The sequence below is a fragment of the Enterobacter hormaechei subsp. hoffmannii genome, from assembly GCF_001729745.1.
Classification (GTDB): domain Bacteria; phylum Pseudomonadota; class Gammaproteobacteria; order Enterobacterales; family Enterobacteriaceae; genus Enterobacter; species Enterobacter intestinihominis.
In genome coordinates, this window is the sequence record NZ_CP017186.1 from 1,232,785 (window position 1) to 1,255,171 (window position 22,387).

Genomic DNA, 22,387 nt, shown 5'->3' on the forward strand with positions numbered 1-22,387 from the left:
AGACGACACCTGCAATACAAGAGGCCACCAAAAGGTGGCCTCTTTTTTTATCTGACGACCATCACCGGAATGTGGGTGTGGCGGATCACGCTGGAGGCGTTCGACCCCAGCAGGTGCGTGGTAATAGACGGGTTGCGCGAACCAATCACCACCACGTCTGCGTTCAGCTCCGCGGCCAGTTCATTAACGGCGTCACGCACGCTACCGAACCGGACGTGGGTTTTTATGCGGGAAGGATCGATGCTGAAGTGCCCGACCATGGTTTGCAGGCGCGTCTCGGCTTCATGCTGTAAATGCTCTTCAAAACGACGCACATCAGCAGCGAAACGATGCAGGCTCAGGCTGGCAGAGCCCGGTAAAACATGCAGAAGATGAATAACTCCGTCCTGCTGCGCGAGAAATTCCGCGTGACGTACAGCCTTATCACTCAGTTCCATTTCGAAAACATCAACCGGCATAATGATTGTTTGATACATACCCGTTTCTCCTTGTTTATAAACGCTGAAATCATTCAACCACAAAATATAAAAGGTTTCCGTAATCTCGACAGCACTTTTTTATCTCGCCAGGATAAATCTCAAAACAGCCGGATTCCGGGGCATATCCCGAGAGGTAGCTACCCTTTTATAAGCTTACCCACACCCTTTCGGAGGTTGCATGAAAGCTCTCACCTATCACGGTCCACATCATGTTCGGGTCGATAATGTCCCCGATCCGGGCATCGAACAGCCTGACGATATCATCCTGCGCGTAACAGCCACGGCGATCTGTGGTTCTGATTTGCATCTTTATCGCGGAAAAATTCCCAAGGTCCAGCACGGCGATATCTTTGGTCATGAATTTATGGGCGAGGTGGTGGAGTGCGGGAGCGAAGTGAAGAACGTGCAGAAAGGTGACCGGGTGGTGATCCCGTTTGTGATTGCCTGCGGTGACTGTTTCTTTTGCCAGATGCAACAGTACGCGGCCTGCGAAAACACGAACCGCGGGCAGGGCGCGGCGCTGAACAAAAAGCAAATTCCCGCCCCTGCCGCGCTGTTTGGCTACAGCCATCTTTACGGCGGCGTGCCGGGCGGACAGGCGGAGTATGTGCGCGTGCCGAAAGGCAACGTGGGGCCGTTTAAAGTGCCTCAGCTGCTGTCAGACGACAAAGCGCTTTTCCTGTCAGATATTCTGCCTACCGCCTGGCAGGCGGCGAAAAATGCGCAGATCCAGAAAGGCTCCAGCGTCGCCGTATTCGGGGCCGGGCCGGTGGGGTTGCTGACCATTGCCTGCGCGCGGCTTCTCGGCGCAGAGCAGATTTTTGTGGTTGACCATCATCCCTATCGACTGCGGTTTGCCCAGGAGCGCTACGGCGCGATCCCGATTAACTTTGATGACGATAACGACGCGGCGGAGAAAATCATTGAGCAAACGGCCGGGCAGCGCGGGGTGGATGCGGTGATTGATGCCGTCGGGTTTGAGGCCAAAGGCAGCACGACGGAAACGATCCTCAGTAACCTGAAAATTGAAGGCAGCAGCGGCAAAGCCCTGCGCCAGTGCATTGCTGCGGTGCGACGCGGCGGCGTGGTCAGCGTGCCGGGCGTGTACGCCGGTTTCATCCATGGCTTCCTGTTTGGCGATGCCTTCGATAAAGGGCTGAGCTTTAAGATGGGGCAGACGCACGTCCACGCCTGGCTGGGAGAGCTGCTGCCGCTTATCGAAAAAGGGTTGCTTACACCGGAAGATATTGTGACCCACTATCTTCCGCTGGCTGATGCGGAGCGCGCCTATAAGATCTTCGAAAAACGGGAGGAGGAGTGCCGCAAGGTGATCCTGGTGCCTGGCGCAGACACCCCGGAGGCTGCGCAGCAGAAAGTGAAGGGACTGGTGAATGCCTTCCCCGGCGGCGTTGTGTGAGGTTTCGTCCCCACGGCACTACGACAGAGTAAACATGGATTAAGCGGTTTTTGTCCGATATAACACAATCGGGTGAATTTGCGGAAAGAGGATGCAGGTGCATCCTCTGTGCAAAGCGGGGTCGCTTGTTCAGAAGGGATTAACGCAGGTAATCGCCAGCGGCTTCGGGCTGGTAGAGCAGCTCAAGCACTTCCAGATGGGCTGAGGCGCCGCCCGGGAGTTCCCAGTGGATAGTATCGCCCGTGCGCAGTCCAAGCAGCGCCGCGCCCACGGGTGCCAGCACCGAAAGCTGCATGCTGCTGTCGGTCATCTGCGCCGGATAGACCAGCGTACGGGTGAGTTCCTCACCGGTGGTCAGGTTGCGGAACTTCACCTGGCTGTTCATGGTGACCACATCATGCGGCATGGTCTCAGGCGTACACATCTGCGCCCGGTCTAGCTCTTCGTTCAGCGCATCGGCTACCGGCAGCGAGGCGAATTCTGGTTTCTCCAACAGTCGGTCAATACGTTCTGCGTCGAGTTCATTGATGATAATCGTAGGTCTGGACATTTTTACTCCATGTCGTTAATGCTGCGTGTAACGCAGAAACCAATCCAAAAGAAAACCCTCGCCGTCTGGCAGCGAGGGTTTAACTTATCTGATGATACTGTCTGAAACCCTAAGTTTGAAGTGATGAAGGTCACATTCGTGCGCCATATGAATTTTTGGCAATAAACCCGGCATCCCGATTCACGCTGAACGGAAATTTCGTTACGCTGGTAAAACTTAAACCGGGCAATGCGCGTTGCAGCCCCAGCGTAGAGAGAGCGATATGTACTTTTACCAACCGTCTCAGGGGCACGGCCTGCCGCACGACCCGCTGAACGCCATTATCGGTCCACGTCCGATTGGCTGGATTTCATCCTGTGATAAGGCCGGTCAACTGAACCTTGCCCCGTACAGCTTCTTTAACTGCTTTAACTATCGCCCACCGATCATTGGTTTTTCCAGCAACGGCTGGAAGGATAGCGTGCGGAATATTACCGAAACGGAAGAGTTTGTCTGGAACCTCGCAACGCGCGATCTGGCTGAGGCGATGAATGAAACCTCCGCCACACTCCCTCATGGCGAGGATGAATTTACCTTTGCCGGCCTGACGCCCGTAGCCAGCCAGCTTGTGCGCTCGCCGCGCGTGGCGGAAAGCCCGGTGAATTTCGAGTGTCGATTGTCACAGTGCATTCAGTTGACCGGCGCGGATGGGACACCGATTGATACCTGGCTGGTGCTCGGCGAAGTGGTGGGCGTCCATATCGCTGAGAGTTTGCTGGAAGAGGGGATTTACCAGACCGCGAAAGCGCAGCCCATTCTGCGTGCGGGTGGACCGTCCGCCTACTACGGCATCAGCGACAGCCATCGCTTCGATCTGGTACGCCCGGATGCGCGCAGGAACAATCAGTAACCAGCTTTATCGATAACAAACTGTTTGCCGCAGTTACCGGGATGCGGCTGTAGCGCAAAGGTGCTGGCTGAGAGCGAGTTGTTAATGGTGCTGGATTTTAGCGAGATCTGCATCTCGGTCAGATAAGCCGGATTGCCATGGCAGGTAAGCTTGAACGCTTTTACGTTCTGTTTCCCCCAGCTTTTGGCCACGGCTGCATCAAAATCGCTACGGCGGACGGTCTTGCCATAGTTTTCCGCCAGAAATTCCCCAACCGCACTATTTTTCACTTCCTGGTTCATGCGCACCATGGTGCCGAAGTAAGCGTCGGGATCAAAACCAAAGCAGACGCCGTGTTTCGCGTATTCATAACGTTCAAGGCAGGAGTTGCCGCCCGCGCCGGGCATCACACTGTTCAGCTTCGCCGCGCCCGTTAGCGATAGTCCGGTCTCTGCGGCGTCACATTTGCGGCTGGCTTTTGCTTCCGGCATATTCGGAACCGGACGAGTGGCACAGCCGAAGCGCATCCAGCGGCGTTCATCCACTCCGCGAGCGGCAATAGATTTCGGCAGCGCTGGCCATAAGCCGTGGACGGTCAGAAAATCGGTTTTGTTGCTGCTCTCTTTTTGCAGGCGACACTCTTCCGGTTCGTCACGGTTGCGTTCGACCATACTCTGGCAAAATCCCGTTTGCCAGGAAAGAGCCAGAACGTAGCGATCGAAATCGCCATACTGGGTTGGCTTAAGCGGATCTGCCTGAATTGAGAAGACACAGAGTGCAAGCGCTACTGCGCCAGACGGGATAACGATATCCTTCCTGAACATTTGCTTTCCTGATTGGTTGGGCGCGATTAATTTCTGGAGGTTATTAAAGCACAAAAAGCGCCCGCAGGCGCTTTTTGGAAAGCAGGAATTTCGCTTAGGCAGCGCCGGGAACCAGCACTTCGGTGGCGATAATAACGATAATCAGGCCAACCAGCACCGGCACTGACGTGCGTTTTACCACTTCAAACGGAGAGATTTTTGCCATCCCTGCAACCGCAACCACCACGCCCGATACCGGAGAAATGGTACGACCCAGGTTGGAGGCCTGGAGCATCGGAATGGACAGGTAAGCCGGGTTGATGCCGGAGGAGTGTGCCAGCTTAGGGATCATCTCAACAAACGCATAGAACGGCGCGTTACCGGAGCCGGTAGTCATCGCCGCCAGCATGGTCAGTACCACCAGCACCAGCATCAGGATAATGCTGGCCGAGCCGAACGAGGTGGCGATAGAGATCAGGCTCTGGATAAAGCCGATTGTGCTCAGCCCCTGAGCAAACACCCCTGCGGCAACCAGCAGCATCACCACGCCCGCGAAGGCATCCGCCATACCGCGGAAGGCGACTTCAAGACCCGTGAACACCTTCTGGGTATTAAAGCCACGAACAAATTCCAGGATGGCCGCCAGCAGCATACAGATCACCAGGATAGTGATGATGTGCAGCTGAGGGCCCCATTTGCCGTCAAAAATAAGCACGCCAATAATCGGCGTGAAGGGCAGGATGGAATAAAACGCCGGGGCGGTACTGGTGATTTCACTGACGTCCATCATCTCATGGCTGACGTTCTCTTTCTTATCGAGGTAGCGTTGCCAGAAGAAATGCGCCACGCCCATGCCGAGAATAGCGGTGATGGAGATTGGCAGTGTGGTTTTGAAGGCGAAGTCAATCAGCGACATTTCCGCGGCTTTCGCGGCCAGCACCACGTCACCGGAAGTAGGGGAGAGAATAATCGCTGCCGGAGAGGCGCAAATAGCCGCCGCTGCGCCACGGCTGATCCCGACGTTAACCATTACCGGGAATAACGTCGCCATTAACAGCACGCCAAGGCCTGTTGCTGAGGAAACGGCTAATGACATCAGACAGGCCAGGAAATAAGCCGCGACCATCAGCAGATAGGGGGAGTTAATATATTGCAGCGGCTTAGAAGCCAGCTTCACCACCATATCATTCGCACCGATATGGGTCATATAGGCAGCAAATCCGCAGAGCATCATGATCATCATGCCCAGGTCGCCGCCGCGGCTCATCAGCAGAATTTTTATATATTCCACAATATCGGTAGCGGTATATCCGGTGCTGGCTTCGCTGGCGGGTAAAACCTGATGACCCATTAGCGCGCTAATGATCAGCAGCGTCAGGCCGCCGACAAATAGCACGCCGGTGGCTGAGTAACCTTTAATGATGTAGCGTGCTACACCGACAATGACCACGACTCCAATGAGGAGTTCGAGAAAAGTAAGCATGATTTCCCCTGTATCCTTGCTGCCCGAGAGACAAATAATCAATAAAAAAGAAGCCTGAAATGTGCCGAATAAATGGCCAGTCCTTGCTGATTAAAATCAAGAAAGAGACTACTAAAGGCAATGATGACGATATTTTTGCTAACCCTGCGTCATTTATATTAAGACGTTATTGACCTGATGAATAGATATTATATGTCATTAAATTGATGGTGAAGTGTTAAGGTTTTGAGTATTACTTGCCGACAATCGATTTAAAAACGTAAATCTCTTTAAAACTACTTCTCTTTCATTCTTTTGCCTGCTTATACTCGGTTCACTTTTACCCTATCCGACGATCTGAATATGCACGCCAGCTGGACGTATCGCCTGCGCTTTATCAAAAAACATCTGCTGATGTTTTTGCTGGCGTTTGGCTGGCTGTTAATCCAGAGTCAGGTGGCCGTCGCCTCCCATCAATGTTCAATGGATTTGCGCGGTGAGGTGGCCACCATCCAGCATATGGATATGATGGCGGAACCGGGGCCGCATTATGCTGCCGGTGCTTCACCGCTGTGTGAAAAACATTGTGTGCCGGATCAGGTACAAAAAGATCCTGCCCAGCCGCATCTGGTGGCGCTGCCTGCCGCCATGACGCTGACCTTAACGACGCCAGAGTGTTCATCTGCAAGCCATTCTGCGTGGTCTGTTACCCCTCCTGCTGTGGGGCCGCCGGCAACGATCCGCTATTGCCGGTTTCGGGAGTAAAAACCTGTTAATTCGTTGATTTTATTTACTTAACGTTTAACAGGAGTTTTATCATGCGTACCCTATTCCTTTCCGCGCTGGTTGGCGCGTCCATCTCTTTCGCTTCTTATACCGTTCAGGCAAACCAGACCTGGCAGGGCCGCGGCGTGGTTCAGTCGATCTCTGACAATGCCGTGATGCTTCGTCACGAGGCCATACCGGAACTAAAATGGCCAGCGATGACCATGCCGTTTACTTTATCTGCCGGCGCCACGCTGAATGGCGCCAAACCGGGGGATGAGGTGACCTTCACGCTTGAGCGTGCGGGTGACGGTTTCCAGATTATCTCGCTGACGCCAGCGCGCTAAGCGAGGTCACCATGAAACAACACTCACTGAGCCTGTGGCTCGGTGGGGTGTTGTTCGGCCTGTTAACCTCCGCCGCGCAGGCGGAGCCGTGGACGCTCGAACACACCCTGACCGAAGCCCAGCGCTACTCGGCAGAACTCTCCGCCAGCCGTAACGAAGCGCAGGCGCTGGATGCGATGGCGGATTCCGCCACGCAATTACCTGATCCAAAACTGAAATTCGGTATTGAAAACGTGCCGGTACAGGGCAGCAACGATCGGCGGCTTACGCGCGAAGGGATGACCATGCAGAAGGTTGGCATCATGCAAAGCTACGTCAGCTCGGAGAAGCGGGAACGTAAAGCACAGACTTTTCAGGCGCAGGCGCGAAGCGTGCTGGCAAAATCCGAGGCCGTACGTGCCGCGCTTCAGCGTGATACCGCCCAGGCCTGGCTGGATCTGGCGCTGGCACAGCAGGCGCTGAAAACGGCCAGAACGCTGGTCCGTGAAACGGAACGCCAGCGGGGCGTGCAGAAGGCGAGCGTCGGGGCGGGAGGCGCAACGCCGGACAGCGTACTGGCCCTGCAAATGATCCTCAGCGCCATGCGCGACAAAGAGACGCTGGCGCAGCGGGATGTGCAGCTGGCGCAAAGCCGTCTGCTGGAGCTAACAGGGCACGCTATTACGGCGGTTCGCGGTCCGCTGCCGCGCTATCAGCGCCTTCCTGCCGATGAAAAAACGTTGCAGGAGGGGATTGCCAGGCACCCGGAAGTGGAGGCCGCGCGACGTGAAGCAGAGACCGCGAAAGCGCGTTCAGCGCAATCTGCCGTGGCAGCGATACCCGATGTGGATGTGGAGGTCTATTACGCCCACCGCGCCGAAGGCTATGACGATATGGCTGGCGTGATGTTCAGCGTGGATCTGCCTTTGTTCCAGTCAAAACGTCAGGACAAGGATTACGCCGCCGATGTTTCCCGCTCAATGCAGGCGGTGGATCAACTGACGCTGCTCAAACGCGAACACATTGCCCAGGTGCAAACGCTGGTGGCGCAGTATCAGGCTGCGCAAACGGTGTGGCAGCGTCAGCGGGATGAGGTACTACCGTTGCAGCGACAACGGCTGGCGGTGCTGACGGCGCAATATCGTTCTGGACAGTCGGCGCTTCCGGCCCTGCTGGAGGCGCGTCGTGGCGTACTGGATACGGAACTGGCGGTGAACCAGGCGGAGCGCGAAATGGCGCGAACCTGGGCTGCCGTGAACTGGCTGATCCCGCAGGAGCTGGCGCAATGAAAAAAACAACGTTAATGGCGATTGCCATCGCGATAGCTGCCGTTGGCGGCTATTTTGTCGGACAGAAGCAGACGCATCAGCCGGATGCGGCTTCACAACCCTCAGAACGCAAGGTGCTTTACTGGTACGACCCCATGGTGCCCGGTCAGCGCTTCGATAAGCCGGGTAAATCCCCCTTTATGGATATGGATCTGGTCTCACGCTACGCCGATGAAGCGCAGGCGGCGTCAGGCGTGGCCATCAGCACTCAACAGCAGCAAAACCTGGGGATGAAAACCGCCAACGTTGAGATGCGCCAGCTGGTTTCGCCGTTCTCGGCCTTTGCCACGGTTGCAACGGATGAACGTAACGTCTCGGTGTTGTCAGCCCCGGCCAATGGCGTGGTGTCAAAATTGTTTGTTAATGCGCCGCAGCAGCAGGTAAAAGCCGGAGAGGCGCTGGCGCAACTGTGGATCCCGCAGTGGACCGCCGCCCAGCAGGAGTATCTCGCGGTTCGTCAGCTTGGCGATGCCGCATTGACCCGCGCCGCACGCGAGCGGCTGGCGTTGCAGTTTATGCCAGAAGAGGTCATTCGTTTGCTGGAGCGTAGCGGTAAGCCGCAGACCACGCTCATTCTGCGCACCAACCGGGCGGGCTATGTGGTGAAGCTGGACGTGCGGGAAGGGGCGCAAATCACCGCAACGGCGCCGCTGTTTGAGATCGCCAGCCTCGATCCGGTCTGGCTGGTGGTCGACTACCCGCAAACGCAGGCGCAGTCTCTGACGGTGGGCAGTAAGGTGGTAGCAACCTCAGAAAGCTGGCCGGGGGAGCAGTTCCACGGCACGGTCAGCGAATTGCTGCCGCAGATGGAGGCGGCCACGCGAACCCTGAAAGCCCGTATCGTGCTGGAAAATTCCGCATATAAGCTGAAGCCGGGCATGTACCTCTCCGTCAGGCGTGCGGAAGAGCTGAAAGGCCCGCCGGTGCTGGCGGTGCCGGAAGAAGCGGTGATTAACAGCGGAGAGTCTGCGCGTCTGCTGCTGGCTACCGGGGACGGTTATTTCCAGCCTGTGACGGTGAAAACCGGCCTGACGGCGCAGGGCTGGACGGCGATCCTGTCCGGGGTCAAAGAGGGCGATAAGGTGGTGACGTCCGGGCAATTCCTGATTGATTCCGAAGCCAGCCTGCATAGCGTGATGCCGGAGGTGACGCCATGATTGCCGCTGTGATTCGCGCCTCGTTGCGTAACCGCCTGCTGGTGATCCTGGCCGCGCTGATGATGGCCAGCTGGGGCTGGTGGGCGGTGCAGCGCGCGCCGCTGGACGCGTTGCCCGATCTGTCTGATGTGCAGGTCATTATCAAAGCGAGTTACCCCGGGAAAGCGCCGCAGGTGATTGAAGATCAGGTGACCTGGCCGCTGACAACCTCCATGTTGTCTGTGCCGGGCGCCAAAACCGTGCGCGGTTTTTCAATGTTTGGTGACGCTTATGTGTATGTGCTGTTTGAGGATGGCACCGATCTCTACTGGGCGCGATCCCGGGTGCTGGAATATTTAAGCCAGGTACAGGCGCAGTTTCCGCCGGGCGTGAAGGTGTCGCTGGGGCCGGATGCGACGGGCGTGGGCTGGATCTACGAATATGCGCTGATCGACCGTAGTGGAAAACACAGCCTGGCAGATCTGCGGGCCCTTCAGGACTGGACGCTTAAGTTCGAGCTTAAGACGGTACCGAATGTATCTGAAGTGGCAAGCATTGGCGGAATGGTGCGTCAGTATCAGATCGTGGCGGACCCGGCGAAAATGCGCGCGCTGAATATTACCCACAGCCAGCTATCCGGCGCGGTGCAGGCCGCCAATAAAGAGAGCGGCGGCGCCCTGCTGGAGATGGGCGAAGCGGAGTATATGGTGCGGACAACGGGCTATTTGCGCTCGCTGGAGGATTTTCGCAATGTGGTGATCGCCACCCGCGATGGCGTACCTGTCCTGCTGAAAGATGTCGCCACCATTGGCATTGGCCCGGAGATCCGCCGGGGCGTGGCGGAGCTTAACGGTGAAGGGGAGGTTGCTGGCGGCGTAATCGTGATGCGCTACGGGCAGAACGCGCTGGAAACCCTTCGCGCGGTAAAAGCGAAACTGAGCGAGCTGCAAAAAACGCTGCCGCAGGGCGTCGAGATTGTTCCGGTCTACGATCGCTCCACGCTGATTGAGGAGTCGGTCAAAACGCTGACGCACAAGCTGCTCGAAGAGTTTGCCGTGGTGGTACTGGTGTGCGCGCTGTTCCTGTTCCACCTGCGTTCCGCGCTGGTGGCGATGGTTTCTCTGCCGCTGGGGATCCTCGGGGCTTTTGTGGTGATGCACTATCAGGGCATTAACGCGAATATGATGTCGCTCGGCGGGATCGCCATTGCCATCGGAGCGATGGTGGATGCGGCAATTGTCATGATTGAAAACATGCACAAGGTGCTGGAGCAGTGGCGGCATGATAATCCGGACAAGGAGCCCGCGCCGGGAGAGTACTGGCGTCTGGCGGAAAAGGCGGCGGTTGAAGTGGGACCGGCGCTGTTTTGCAGCCTGTTAATCATCACGCTGTCATTTATACCGGTATTTTCGCTGGAAGCGCAGGAGGGGCGAATGTTCTCGCCGCTGGCGTTCACCAAAACCTGGTCGATGGCCGTGGCCGCCGGGCTTGGGATCACTCTGGTGCCGGTGCTAATGGGCTTCTTTATTCGCGGGAAAATCCCGGATGAGAAGGCAAACCCGATAAACCGCCTCCTGATCCGCCTGTATGAGCCGCTGCTTGATAAGGTACTGACCTTCCCGAAAACGACCCTGGCACTGGCATGTCTGCTGCTGATCGCCACGCTCTGGCCGCTGAGCCGCCTGGGGAGTGAGTTTATGCCGCCGCTGGATGAAGGGGATTTACTCTATATGCCCTCCACGCTGCCGGGGATCTCTGCTCGCGAGGCATCGCGGCTGCTTCAGCAGACGGACCGCTTGATCAAAAGCGTACCGGAGGTGGCGAGCGTGTTTGGCAAAGCTGGTCGGGCGGAGTCGGCAACCGATCCCGCGCCATTAACCATGCTGGAAACAACTATCCACTTTAAGCCCCGCGAGCAGTGGCGGCCTGGAATGACGCCGCAAAAGCTGGTGGAGGAGCTCGATAAAACCGTGTCGCTGCCGGGCATTGCCAATGTGTGGGTGCCCCCTGTCCGTAACCGTCTGGACATGCTGGCAACCGGGATCAAAAGCCCGGTCGGCATTAAGGTGAACGGCAATAATATTGCCGACATTGAGCGCGTGGCCCGGCAGATTGAGCAGGTGGTGAAGGACGTTCCTGGCGTCTCCTCGGCGCTGGCGGAGCGACTGGAGGGCGGGCGCTACGTGGATATTCGTATCGACCGGCAAAAAGCCGCGCGCTACGGCGTTTCCGTCGATGAACTGCAAAGCCTGGTCTCCACGCTGGTCGGGGGCGATAACATTGGTGAGGTGATCCAGGGACGCGAGCGGTACCCCATCAACCTGCGTTATCCCCGCGATTTGCGTGATAACGTCGACACGTTGCGGGTGTTGCCGGTAGTAACCGCCAGCGGTAGCCAGGTGGCGCTGGGGGAACTGGCCGATATCGTCGTGACGGAAGGCCCACCGATGCTAAAAAGTGAAAACGCGCGCCTTTCCAGCTGGATCTACGTGGACTTGCGCGGGCGCGATCTGAAGTCCGCCGTAGATGAAATGCAAAAACGGGTGGAGGAGAAGGTGCTATTGCCGCAGGGCGTATCTCTCTCCTGGTCCGGGCAGTTTGAATATCTGGAACGGGCGACCGCGACGCTTAAAATAGTCTTACCTGTCACGCTGATGATTATATTCATCCTTTTATGGTTAACCTTCAGGCGGATATCAAATGTCCTGATAATAATGGGGACATTGCCTTTCGCGCTTATTGGTGGGGTGTGGTTATTATGGCTGCTTGAATATAATTTGTCTGTGGCGGGGGCCGTTGGCTTTATCGCCCTTTCCGGGGTGGCAGCAGAATTCGGCGTAATTATGGTTCTATATTTGAATCATGCGCTTGATAAATATCACAGGCTTGAGCCAGAAGGGGGAAATACGGTGCTATTGCGGGCGATCCACGAAGGTGCCGTGCTGCGCGTGCGTCCGAAGGTGATGACGGTCGCCACGATTATGGCGGGACTGCTGCCCATCATGTGGGGCAATGGGAGTGGCTCGGAGGTGATGCAACGTATTGCTGCACCGATGATTGGTGGCATGGTTACTGCACCGTTATTGTCGATGTTAGTTATTCCCGCACTCTACAAATTGTTACATCAACGTTAAAAATGTCAACTGCATGTGCTTATTCAGGCATGCAGTTTATGTATCCTCAGACTATTCTCAGGAACGGGATGGTAATTAGGAATAACACCCATGCTGTTAAGCGTTCATTCAAGTATTCTGTGCTAAGGTCTGCACCGAATACTAAATATGGTAATGGCATTGTGATTGTACGAATTAAATTCCCCCTGATTTTATTGTTTATTATTGCGCAGTTATCATTTGCGTCTGCTGTTAATGCACAGAGCAATACAGCGGATAAAAGCTGGTTCACCACCTTCACGGATAACGTCGCGCAAACATGGAACGAACCTGAACATTACGATCTCTATATTCCGGCCATTACGTGGCATGCACGTTTTGCCTACGATAAAGAAAAAACAGACCGTTATAACGAGCGTCCGTGGGGGGCTGGTTTCGGTCAGTCTCGCTGGGATGAAAAAGGTAACTGGCATGGCCTGTACCTGATGGCGTTTAAGGACTCCTACAATAAATGGGAGCCTATTGGTGGCTACGGCTGGGAAAAAACCTGGCGTCCGTTATCAGACGACAACTTCCGTCTTGGGCTGGGCTATACGGCAGGGTTCACGGCGCGTGATAACTGGAAATACATTCCTGTTCCGGTACTGTTGCCGCTTGCCTCCATCGGCTATGGTCCTGCAACGTTTCAGATGACCTACATACCGGGTACGTATAACAACGGTAACGTTTACTTTGCCTGGATGCGGTTTCAGTTTTAACTGAATTTGTCTGGTAAATCGGCCAAAAAACGCACAGACATTGAAATGTAAAGGATAAAAATCGGACAGCGAAAATTAACGCGACTTTTGTCACTTTTTATCAAAGATCCGCTGGACAAAACGCCTCACAATTGTTGTACTGATACCCGACACAGCATTTGTGTCGTTTTTTAATGTAAAGGTAATTTTGATGTCTAAGATTAAAGGTAACGTTAAGTGGTTTAATGAGTCCAAAGGATTCGGTTTCATTACTCCTGAAGATGGCAGCAAAGACGTGTTCGTACACTTCTCTGCAATCCAGTCTAATGGTTTCAAAACTCTGGCTGAAGGTCAGCGCGTAGAGTTCGAAATCACTAACGGTGCCAAAGGCCCTTCTGCTGCTAACGTAATCGCTCTGTAATTCAGACGCGTCAGCAAGAATTTCAAAACCCGCTCAATGAGCGGGTTTTTTTCGTTATGAATCAACCAAAAAGATAGATCTTCAGAAAGCTGGCGACGATCGCGACGCTTAGCAATACCATACCCACGCCTGACAGATTCTCTCTCATGCTATCACCCTCGTTCAATATTGAGCCAAGAATGACAGAGAAAAATTAAGCCAACATTAAGGTTGTCGCGCTTAATGTCCGCTGGCGGAGGAAAATAACCAGAATGCGATCGCAGTCATCGCAAACGAGCCAAGCATGTTAACGGCAATGTTCGTCAGCGCCCAGCCCATCCGGCCTTCCTGAAACAGAAACACCACCTCCGCAGAGAAGGTAGAAAACGTCGTTAAACCGCCGCAGAAACCGGTCGTAATCAATACCTTCCACATAGGGTCGATGTTGGTCATGCGATTAAACCACGCCAGCCCCATCCCGATGATAAATGCCCCGATCAGGTTTGCCGCCAGTGTCCCCATCGGAATGGCCTGATGCAGCGGGTTAAACCGCATGCTTAAGAGCCAGCGCGCAACGCTACCCGTGCCCCCACCAATAAAAACGGCTATAAGTAGTTGTAACACTGTCAATACCTGCTATTTGCTGTGTAAGTGCGTCGAGTGTAACGCTGTTTTTAACCGGGAGACAATTATGTATGTTGCAGTAGGGCAGTTTGCGGTGACGCCGGACTGGAATGAAAACGCGGACAAGTGCATCTCCCTGATGAACCAGGCGAAGCAAAAAGGGGCGGCGCTGCTGGTGCTTCCTGAAGCGTTACTGGCGCGCGATGATGGCGATCCGGACCTGTCGGTAAAGTCTGCGCAAATGCTGGAAGGGGCGTTTCTGAAACGACTGCTGGCCGAAAGCGTCGGTAACGCGCTCACCACCATTTTGACTATCCATGTTCCCTCCACGCCGGGGCGGGCGGTGAACACGCTGGTGGCGATACGTGAAGGCGCTATTGTCGCAAGCTACGCCAAACTTCATCTGTATGATGCGTTCAGCGTCCAGGAGTCGCGACTGGTCGATCCGGGGAGTGTAATTCCGCCGCTGATTGAGGTGGAGGGTTTTAAGGTTGGCCTGATGACCTGCTACGATATCCGCTTTCCGGAGCTGGCGCTGAACCTGGCACTACAGGGGGCCGAGGTGCTGGTTCTGCCCGCCGCGTGGGTCAGAGGACCGCTTAAGGAGCATCACTGGGTAACGCTACTGGCCGCACGCGCGCTGGACACCACCTGCTATGTAGTGGCTGCGGGTGAATGTGGCAATAAACATATTGGACAGAGCAGGGTTGTCGATCCGCTGGGAGTGACAGTAGCCGCGGCGGCGGAAGCGCCTGCTTTACTGCTGACGGAGATAACGTCAGCACGAATAACGCTTGCGCGTCAGCAATTACCTGTTCTGCGCAACCGCAGGTTTGCGCCACCGCAATTAATATGATGTTTTTTTCAACAATGCTTGATTCACCTTGTTACAGATTGCTATTGTGTGCGCGCGCCTGATGACCGTTAATACGTTCAGGTTTCTTTGGCGCTGAATGCAGCCTGTTTCATGTAAAGAAGGTATTTATGGGTGAGATTAGTATTACCAAACTGCTGGTGGTTGCCGCACTGGTCGTCCTGCTGTTCGGTACCAAGAAGTTACGCACGCTGGGTGGAGACCTGGGTGCTGCCATTAAAGGCTTTAAGAAAGCAATGAACGATGACGACGCGGCAGCGAAGAAAAGTGCCGAAGATGACATCGCAGCACAGAAGCTTTCACACAAAGAGTAATGGCAATGCTGCAAGGCTTGCATAAAAAAACCGGCTCACGAGGCCGGTTTTTTGTTTTACTGTAAATAAGTTTTACAGCTTTATTTCACTTCTTCGCCCTTCGCCTGCATATCGGCGTGATAAGAGGAGCGAACAAACGGACCGCACGCAGCGTGGGTAAAGCCCATCGCCATCGCTTCGGCTTTCATTTCATCGAACTCATCCGGACTCACGTAACGCTGTACAGGCAGGTGGTGACGGCTTGGCTGTAGGTACTGCCCCAGCGTCAGCATGGTGACGCCGTGGCGGCGCAGATCGCGCATCACTTCAATGATCTCAGCGTTGGTTTCACCCAGTCCCACCATCAGGCCAGACTTGGTAGGAATATGCGGATGGGCTTCTTTAAAGCGCTCCAGCAGCTTCAGCGACCAGTTGTAATCTGCACCTGGACGCACCTGACGGTAGATACGCGGTACGTTCTCCAGGTTGTGGTTGAACACGTCTGGTGGCGTCGCGGTCAGGATATCGAGCGCGCGGTCCATACGGCCACGGAAGTCCGGCACCAGCGTCTCAATCTTAATGTTCGGGCTTTTTTCGCGGATGGCGGTAATGCAGTCAGCGAAATGCTGAGCACCGCCATCGCGCAGATCGTCACGGTCAACGGAGGTGATAACAACATAACGCAGCGCCATATCGGCAATGGTCTGCGCCAGTTTTTGCGGTTCGTTAGCGTCAGGCGCAACAGGACGGCCATGGGCAACGTCACAGAACGGACAGCGGCGGGTGCAGATGGCACCCAGAATCATAAACGTCGCGGTACCGTGATTGAAACATTCAGCAAGGTTAGGGCAGGAGGCCTCTTCACAGACAGAGTGGAGGCCATTTTTGCGCATCGCCGCTTTGATCCCCTGAATACGCGAAGAGTCAGCCGGAAGTTTAATTTTCATCCATTCCGGTTTTCTTAACAGCGCCTCGCGCTCTGTAGCCACGTTTTTAACCGGGATAAGGGCCATTTTATCGGCATCGCGGTATTTAACACCGCGTTCCATCACAATGGGTTTACTCATAGCGTGCGTGTTCCAGTTGCGAATATCGAAGGAAAGCGTTTCAATTCAAGGGAATGTTGTAATTATCAACTATTTTTGAACGAACGACAGGCAGTATATCATTTAAAGGGGCGGTAAAGCAGCCTGCCAGGTCGCCAATTTGTAAAATAGTTGTTGTTTTGTGCCTTTTGCCCCGCATGCGGCAGGGCCTTACGCTGAAAGGCGGATCAAAAAGTCTGGCGGATCACATTGATGACGTTTTCCAGCACCGGATCGCGCAGGCTTAGCTTGTTGTAATGCAGTGAGATTTCAATAGATTCCGTCGTAAGTTGACTTAATGGAATGCTCTCCAGTGGCCAGCACTTTTGAAGCAAAGTGAAGAGACGCACAGGCATTATACAGAGCAAGTCGCTGCTGCTAATCAGGGCCGCGAGGGTAAACATATTGTAACTGCTAAAGCTGATCGGACGGTCCGGGAACAGTTCGTCAATACGTTGTCGCAGCGGATCCTGACCCTGTCCTTCGGACATAAATGTCGCATGTTCGTAATGGCGCAAATTTTCTGGCGTCAAAGGTGCGCTCAACGCAGGGTGAGCCTGACGACAAACGAGCGCCAGAGTGTCGGTATAAAGTACGTTATGCCCTAACGCTCTGGCCGTAAAGCTATTGCCGTCGATGATCAGGTCCGTCTGGAATTGCGCCAGCTGTGTTTCCGGATCGGTGACGGGCACGTTGCGGATAAGCAACTGTGGCGCATGCTGTTTCACCGCCTGATAGATGGCCGGCATGACCAGAACGCCCACTGAGGGAGAGGTGCCTATGGTGATAGTTCGTTGCTTATCGTAACTGCCGGTGAGATCCAGCGCGCCCAGTATTGATTCCAGACCCTGGCTGATGTACTCGTGCAGATGGGTGGCGTACGCGGTTGGGGTTACGCCCTGGCCTTTACGAATAAATAACGGATCGGGAAATATCGCGCGCAATTTTTGAATTGACTGGCTAATAGCAGAGGGCGTGAGATTAAGAATTTTCGCAGCATTAACGATACCTTTATGGACATATACCGCCTCAAAAATAGTCAATAAATTGAGATCAATATTACGTAAAGTCCGAAAAATTTGCGGCTTATCTTCGCCGCTGGTTTCATTCAGGCGTTTGGCTGGTAAATTAGTAGGCTCCACGCTCTTACTCCGTATCCATTCACAATATGAATGATAGTTGAATTTATTTATTATGCTTGCAGAGATTCGTAAAGTGTTTAGTAAGTTTCCATTATTTATCGAAAACAAGCAGTTGGGTGATTGTCACGCACGTTACACGAAACCCGGTGATGGTTCTATTAAGGTTCTAATTAATATGTGACGCTAATATATGGGCGACTCGAAAATATAGAATATGCGGTTTATTGTAAAGCGTAAATGCGGTAATTAAGCAGTGGCTGGTCAAATAATTGAGCCACTGCCCAAGGTAAGTTAAGCAGCAATATATTCGTAGGTGGGATTGTTAAGCAGTGCTAAAAAGTTCTTCAGAAGCACGGGCCGGATATTGTCAGGCGTGGCGGTATCGACCCACTGGCGCATTTGCGTCATTTCCATACCGGCATACCCACATGGGTTGATGCGCTGGAAGGGGGCCAAATCCATATTGATATTCAGCGCCAGCCCGTGGAACGAGCAGCCTTTGCGGATACGCAGCCCCAGCGAACAGATCTTCATCTCTCCCACATAAACGCCCGGGGCATCGGCGCGAGGGTGAGCGTCAATATCGTACTCAGCCAGCGTATTCACCACGGTTTGCTCCAGTAAGGTCACGAGCTCACGCACGCCCAGCTTTCTGCGTTTCAGGTTAAGCAGAACATACATCACCTGCTGGCCCGGGCCGTGGTAGGTCACCTGTCCACCGCGATCGCTCTGGATCACCGGGATATCGCCCGTCATCAATAAATGTTCGGCTTTTCCTGCCTGGCCTTGAGTGAACACCGGCAGGTGTTCAACCAGCCAGATTTCATCAGGCGTGGTGTCATCGCGCCTGTCGGTAAAGTCATGCATAGCCTGAGAGACAGGCTCGTAAGGCTGTAGCCCAAGATGGCGGACAAGAATTTTATCCTGGTACAAAAGGATGTCTCCGAAGACAAGGGAGAATAGGTAACGGGGAGTATATCACAGCGGGGAAGTGGGTTACCCGGCAAACCGGGTAACCGCAGAAGGACTACAGCACCATACGAACAATTTCAATATTGCCGAGCTCTTCGTACAGCGTCTCAACCTGCTCAATGTGTGTCGCAGTGATGGTGATTGAGACCGAGTGGTAGTTACCTTTGCTGCTCGGTTTGACTGATGGAGAGTAGTCGCCCGGCGCATGGCGCTGTACCACTTCAACCACCAGATCAACCAGCTCAGGTTTCGCCAGACCCATTACTTTGTAAGTAAAAGGGGTAGGGAATTCAAGCAGTTCGTTAAGTTTGGTTTTCATGTCAGCTCCGGCGTGTGTATAAAAAATAATAACTCCCGCCACGGGGCGGGAGTTTTACTGATACGTAGTATATGGGGATCAAAATCACACTTTCAAGTGTTCAATTTTTAACCAAACCAGTGATGGAACATCAGCTTAATGTAATCAATGATTTTGCCGAAGAAATTGCCTTCAGGAATTTCCTCCAGCACCACCAGCGGGCGCTGATCGATGGTTTTGCCATCCAGCTGGAAGTTGATGGTACCCACGACCTGATTCTTTTGCAGCGGGGCGTGCAGCTCGGTGGTATTCAGCACGTAGCTGGCTTTCAGATCTTTCATACGACCGCGTGGGATCGTCAGATAGAGATCTTTGTCCACACCCAGGGAAGCACGGTCGTTATCGCCAAACCAGACAGGTTCAGAGGCAAATTCTTTACCGGCTTTCAGCGGATTCACGGTTTCGAAGAAGCGGAAGCCCCAGGTCAGCAGTTTTTTACTTTCCGTTTCGCGTCCTTTAAACGTGCGGCCTCCCATCACGGCAGAGATCAGACGCATCTGGCCTTCAGTGGCAGAAGCCACCAGGTTATAGCCGGCTTTGTCGGTGTGACCAGTTTTGATGCCGTCGACGTTCAGGCTATTGTCCCACAGCAGGCCGTTACGGTTGGTCTGACGAATGCCGTTGAAGGTGAACTCTTTCTCTTTGTAGATAGAGTACTCGTTTGGCACATCGCGGATCAGCGCCTGACCGATCAGCGCCATGTCACGCGCGGAGCTGTACTGACCTTCGGCGTCCAGGCCGTGAACGGTCTGGAAGTGGCTGTTTTTCAGGCCCAGCGCAGAGACGTAGCTGTTCATCAGGCCCACAAACGCGTCCTGGCTGCCCGCTGCAAAATCGGCCATTGCCACGCAGGCGTCGTTACCGGACTGCAAGTTGATGCCACGGATAAGCTGAGAGACCGGAACCTGCATGCCTGGCTTCAGGAACATCAGCGATGAACCTTTGAACACCGGGTTGCCGGTTGCCCACGCATCGTTACCGATAGTCACCAGATCGGTTTCTTTAAATTTACCCGCTTTCATGGCCTGGCCAATAACATAGCTGGTCATCATTTTGGTCAGGCTGGCCGGGTCGCGGCGGGCATCGGCGTTCTGTTCTGCCAGAACTTTGCCGGAGTTGTAATCAATCAGGATGTAGGATTCCGCGTCGATCTGCGGAACGCCAGGGATCATGGTCTTGATGTTCAGGTCATCCGCGTGAGCTGCGGAGAACGCAGCAGCGCAAAGGGCCGTGGTCAGCGCCATGCGCTGCACAAAACGAGCAGAAAAAGTGGTCTTCATGGTCAGAACTACGACATCCGTGATGGAATTAAAAAAAGTGCCTTACTATAGCAAATGCTATACGGGCAGGCATCCGACTTTCATCATGAGAGTGTTAACGTGGTTTACACAAACTGACATTTCGGATACCACCGATTAATTACTTCGCAACAGCGATAAACGACTGGAGCTGCGCCTCGCTCTGCAAACGCTGTTGCAGGGACGCTGCCTGCGATTTGCTGGCAAACGGACCCATCTGGATACGCCATACCGCACCGTTTTGCTCAACGCGGCCTGGCACGCCAAACTGCTGGCTTAAACGCTGCTGATACTGCTCTGCACGGGCCCGATCGCTGACGGCGCCAACCTGAACCACGTAGCTGCCGCTCGCCGTCGCAGGCGCCGCAGTCTGCGTAGCAGCCGGTGCGGTCACCGGGGCGGGTTGTGTAGCGGGTGCAGCAACAACGGGCGCAGGCGCTGGGGCAGGTTCATTTGATTCAATCACGCCCGGCGCTAACGTGGTGGGTGCACCAAGGAAACCACTGCTTTTCACCGGGGCGCCTGTCGCATCTTCACTTTGTAGCGTATCGTTGCTGATGGCGTGCACTTCACCCTGCGGCTGCGCGGGCTCTGCTGGCATTGAAGCGCCCCCCATACCACCGCTTAGATCCGGGCGTGCGGGCAGGGCGTAGGTCTGTTTCGCGACCGTGGTACAGGCCGTGCCCGGGCCAGACAGCGAACCATCCTGCGCCACGATAATCGGGTCGATACGCACTTTTGTATTATTTGAGGTATTCAGACGGTCGGCTGCCGCGCGTGACAGGGAGATCACGCGATCGTTGCCGTAAGGGCCACGATCGTTGATACGTACCACGATCATCCGGCCATTCGCCAGGTTAGTGATGCGCGCATAGCTTGGAATAGGCAGTGTCGGGTGTGCCGCCGTGATCTGCATCGGATCGAAGGTTTCACCTGACGCGGTCAGATTGCTGCCTGGCTCAGCGTCATAGATGGCAGCAAAGCCGGCCTGGCTGAAACGGGAAGGATCCTGAACGATTTTATAGCTTTTACCGTCGCGCTGATAATCCTGATTCACGCTGGCGTTCAGCGGTTCATAAACGGGATCGGCACCGCTAATTTCAACAATCGGGCCATTACAGACCGCAGGCTGCGGCGGCGCGACGGTTGCCTGTTGCTGACCATCATCACTTGTACAGGCGGCAAGTAAACTTGCTGCGATGCAGATCCCCAGCCACTGCTTACGCATTGCGATCCCCTTATTTTTATACGCTTTTGGACAACATTTTCCTGTGGGTATGGATCGACATGACGATACCAAACCCGGCCATCAACACGATCAGTGCCGAGCCCCCGTAACTCACCAGCGGCAGCGGTACGCCAACAACCGGCAGAATACCACTCACCATACCAATATTTACGAAGACATAAACGAACAAAATCAACATTAATCCACCCGCCATAACCCGGCCAAAGGTGGTCTGTGCGCGTGCGGCAATGTAGAGCCCACGCATGATCAACAGCACGTAGAGTGCAAGCAGCACCAGAATGCCAACCAGCCCTAACTCCTCAGCCAGAACGGCAAAGATAAAGTCGGTGTGGCGTTCCGGTAAAAATTCGAGCTGCGACTGTGTCCCGTGCAGCCAGCCTTTTCCGCGCAAGCCGCCGGAGCCAATCGCAATCTTCGACTGAATAATATGATAGCCTGCGCCCAGCGGATCGGTCTCGGGATCGAGCAGCATCATCACGCGCTGGCGCTGGTAATCATGCATCAGGAAGAACCAGAGAATAGGAATAAAGGCAGCCAGCAGGATCACCGCGATGCCGATCAGACGCCAGCTCAGGCCGGACAGGAACAGGACGAACAGGCCGGAGAGGGCGATGAGAATCGAGGTACCGAGGTCAGGCTGTGCGGCCACGAGCAGCGTCGGCAGGAAAATCAGCACCAGCGCAATGGCGGTATTCTTCAACGACGGCGGGCAGACGTCGCGGTTAATGAAGCGCGCCACCATCAGCGGAACGGCGATTTTGGCGATTTCTGACGGCTGGAAGCGGACAATTCCCAGATCCAGCCAGCGTTGCGCCCCCTTCGAGATAGCACCGAACGCATCTACTGCCACCAGCAAAATGATACAGAAAATATAGAGATAGGGCGCCCAGCCCTCATACACGCGCGGTGGTATTTGCGCCATCACCACCATAATGACCAGACCCATGGCGATCTGGCCAACTTTACGCTCCATCATGCCGATATCCTGGCCGCTGGCGCTCCAGATAACGAGGGCGCTGTACACCAGCAGAGCCAGCAGGATCAGCAGCATGGCAGGGTCGATGTGGATCTTGTCCCACAGCGATTTTTTATTCGGATTATCCGTCAT

Annotated in this window: 23 protein-coding genes; 11 read left to right on the forward strand and 12 right to left on the reverse strand. The window is 54.6% G+C overall.

All coding sequences use genetic code 11. The annotated features are described in order from the left end of the window. Positions 1-47 precede the first annotated feature (47 nt). Positions 48-476: a universal stress protein UspG gene (gene uspG, locus BFV65_RS05735; RefSeq protein WP_022647413.1), complete on the reverse strand. Its 429-nt coding sequence runs from the start codon at positions 474-476 to the stop codon at positions 48-50. A 181-nt stretch (positions 477-657) separates the two neighbouring features. Between uspG and BFV65_RS05740 the strand changes: the two genes are divergently transcribed. Next, on the forward strand, positions 658-1,896 hold the full coding sequence (locus tag BFV65_RS05740; protein WP_015571156.1) for a zinc-dependent alcohol dehydrogenase: 1,239 nt from the start codon (positions 658-660) through the stop codon (positions 1,894-1,896). Between the two features lie 139 nt (positions 1,897-2,035). Here BFV65_RS05740 and rnk read toward each other — a convergent pair whose 3' ends face one another. Beyond that, entirely contained in the window at positions 2,036-2,446 is a 411-nt protein-coding gene (gene rnk, locus BFV65_RS05745; RefSeq protein WP_022647414.1) for a nucleoside diphosphate kinase regulator, read from the reverse strand. A gap of 262 nt (positions 2,447-2,708) precedes the next feature. Here rnk and BFV65_RS05750 point away from each other — a divergent pair, with 262 nt between their 5' ends. After that, complete coding sequence (locus BFV65_RS05750; protein ID WP_063146995.1) at positions 2,709-3,335, forward strand: flavin reductase family protein; 627 nt, start codon at positions 2,709-2,711, stop codon at positions 3,333-3,335. Here the strand turns inward: BFV65_RS05750 and rna are convergent. Together rna and dcuC are read right to left on the reverse strand one after the other, a co-directional pair. Next, on the reverse strand, positions 3,329-4,138 hold the full coding sequence (gene rna, locus BFV65_RS05755) for a ribonuclease I (protein ID WP_069596347.1): 810 nt from the start codon (positions 4,136-4,138) through the stop codon (positions 3,329-3,331). The two genes, BFV65_RS05750 and rna, sit on opposite strands and share 7 nt — an antisense overlap. A 94-nt stretch (positions 4,139-4,232) precedes the next feature. Beyond that, complete coding sequence (gene dcuC, locus BFV65_RS05760) at positions 4,233-5,600, reverse strand: anaerobic C4-dicarboxylate transporter DcuC (RefSeq protein ID WP_069596348.1); 1,368 nt, start codon at positions 5,598-5,600, stop codon at positions 4,233-4,235. A gap of 342 nt (positions 5,601-5,942) precedes the next feature. Here dcuC and BFV65_RS05765 point away from each other — a divergent pair, with 342 nt between their 5' ends. From BFV65_RS05765 to cspE, 7 genes are all read left to right on the forward strand, one after another. Then, positions 5,943-6,344, forward strand: a complete 402-nt coding sequence (locus BFV65_RS05765) for a hypothetical protein (protein ID WP_023305682.1) — start codon at positions 5,943-5,945, stop codon at positions 6,342-6,344. 53 nt (positions 6,345-6,397) lie between these two features. Next, positions 6,398-6,691: a copper-binding protein gene (locus BFV65_RS05770; protein WP_023299583.1), complete on the forward strand. Its 294-nt coding sequence runs from the start codon at positions 6,398-6,400 to the stop codon at positions 6,689-6,691. A gap of 11 nt (positions 6,692-6,702) precedes the next feature. Further along, on the forward strand, positions 6,703-7,959 hold the full coding sequence (locus tag BFV65_RS05775; protein ID WP_045621817.1) for a TolC family protein: 1,257 nt from the start codon (positions 6,703-6,705) through the stop codon (positions 7,957-7,959). After that, on the forward strand, positions 7,956-9,155 hold the full coding sequence (locus tag BFV65_RS05780) for an efflux RND transporter periplasmic adaptor subunit (protein WP_069596349.1): 1,200 nt from the start codon (positions 7,956-7,958) through the stop codon (positions 9,153-9,155). The genes BFV65_RS05775 and BFV65_RS05780 overlap by 4 nt, the downstream gene beginning before the upstream one ends. After that, on the forward strand, positions 9,152-12,268 hold the full coding sequence (locus tag BFV65_RS05785) for an efflux RND transporter permease subunit (protein WP_069596350.1): 3,117 nt from the start codon (positions 9,152-9,154) through the stop codon (positions 12,266-12,268). The genes BFV65_RS05780 and BFV65_RS05785 overlap by 4 nt, the downstream gene beginning before the upstream one ends. A 161-nt stretch (positions 12,269-12,429) precedes the next feature. Continuing rightward, the gene (gene pagP, locus BFV65_RS05790) at positions 12,430-13,005 is read left to right on the forward strand and encodes a lipid IV(A) palmitoyltransferase PagP (protein ID WP_032621658.1); all 576 of its coding nucleotides are present in this window, start codon (positions 12,430-12,432) and stop codon (positions 13,003-13,005) included. Between the two features lie 190 nt (positions 13,006-13,195). Next, positions 13,196-13,405 (forward strand): transcription antiterminator/RNA stability regulator CspE, encoded by a 210-nt coding sequence (gene cspE, locus BFV65_RS05795; RefSeq protein WP_002439184.1) that lies wholly within the window; start codon positions 13,196-13,198, stop codon positions 13,403-13,405. Positions 13,406-13,624: 219 nt separating this feature from the next. On the opposite strand, the gene crcB is transcribed toward cspE, so the two are convergent. Then, positions 13,625-14,008 (reverse strand): fluoride efflux transporter CrcB, encoded by a 384-nt coding sequence (crcB, locus tag BFV65_RS05800; RefSeq protein WP_017382474.1) that lies wholly within the window; start codon positions 14,006-14,008, stop codon positions 13,625-13,627. Positions 14,009-14,075: 67 nt separating this feature from the next. Here crcB and BFV65_RS05805 point away from each other — a divergent pair, with 67 nt between their 5' ends. Next, positions 14,076-14,864 (forward strand): deaminated glutathione amidase, encoded by a 789-nt coding sequence (locus tag BFV65_RS05805; RefSeq protein ID WP_069596351.1) that lies wholly within the window; start codon positions 14,076-14,078, stop codon positions 14,862-14,864. 128 nt (positions 14,865-14,992) lie between these two features. Beyond that, complete coding sequence (gene tatE, locus BFV65_RS05810) at positions 14,993-15,196, forward strand: twin-arginine translocase subunit TatE (RefSeq protein ID WP_022647424.1); 204 nt, start codon at positions 14,993-14,995, stop codon at positions 15,194-15,196. An 80-nt stretch (positions 15,197-15,276) separates the two neighbouring features. Here tatE and lipA read toward each other — a convergent pair whose 3' ends face one another. The 7 genes from lipA to mrdB all read right to left on the reverse strand — a co-directional run bounded on the left by lipA (position 15,277) and on the right by mrdB (position 22,387). Next, a complete protein-coding gene (lipA, locus tag BFV65_RS05815; RefSeq protein ID WP_006809637.1) occupies positions 15,277-16,242 on the reverse strand; it encodes a lipoyl synthase in 966 nt (321 codons plus the stop codon). A gap of 206 nt (positions 16,243-16,448) precedes the next feature. Then, on the reverse strand, positions 16,449-17,402 hold the full coding sequence (locus BFV65_RS05820; RefSeq protein WP_069596352.1) for a YbeF family transcriptional regulator: 954 nt from the start codon (positions 17,400-17,402) through the stop codon (positions 16,449-16,451). 291 nt (positions 17,403-17,693) lie between these two features. Beyond that, positions 17,694-18,335, reverse strand: coding sequence for a lipoyl(octanoyl) transferase LipB (gene lipB, locus BFV65_RS05825; protein WP_023299587.1), 642 nt, complete (start codon positions 18,333-18,335; stop codon positions 17,694-17,696). A 94-nt stretch (positions 18,336-18,429) separates the two neighbouring features. Beyond that, the gene (ybeD, locus tag BFV65_RS05830; RefSeq protein ID WP_069596353.1) at positions 18,430-18,693 is read right to left on the reverse strand and encodes a DUF493 family protein YbeD; all 264 of its coding nucleotides are present in this window, start codon (positions 18,691-18,693) and stop codon (positions 18,430-18,432) included. Positions 18,694-18,800: 107 nt separating this feature from the next. Beyond that, positions 18,801-20,012, reverse strand: coding sequence for a D-alanyl-D-alanine carboxypeptidase DacA (gene dacA / locus BFV65_RS05835; protein WP_003858714.1), 1,212 nt, complete (start codon positions 20,010-20,012; stop codon positions 18,801-18,803). 139 nt (positions 20,013-20,151) lie between these two features. Then, positions 20,152-21,258: an endolytic peptidoglycan transglycosylase RlpA gene (gene rlpA, locus BFV65_RS05840; RefSeq protein ID WP_023305687.1), complete on the reverse strand. Its 1,107-nt coding sequence runs from the start codon at positions 21,256-21,258 to the stop codon at positions 20,152-20,154. Between the two features lie 16 nt (positions 21,259-21,274). Next, positions 21,275-22,387, reverse strand: coding sequence for a peptidoglycan glycosyltransferase MrdB (mrdB, locus tag BFV65_RS05845; RefSeq protein ID WP_069596354.1), 1,113 nt, complete (start codon positions 22,385-22,387; stop codon positions 21,275-21,277).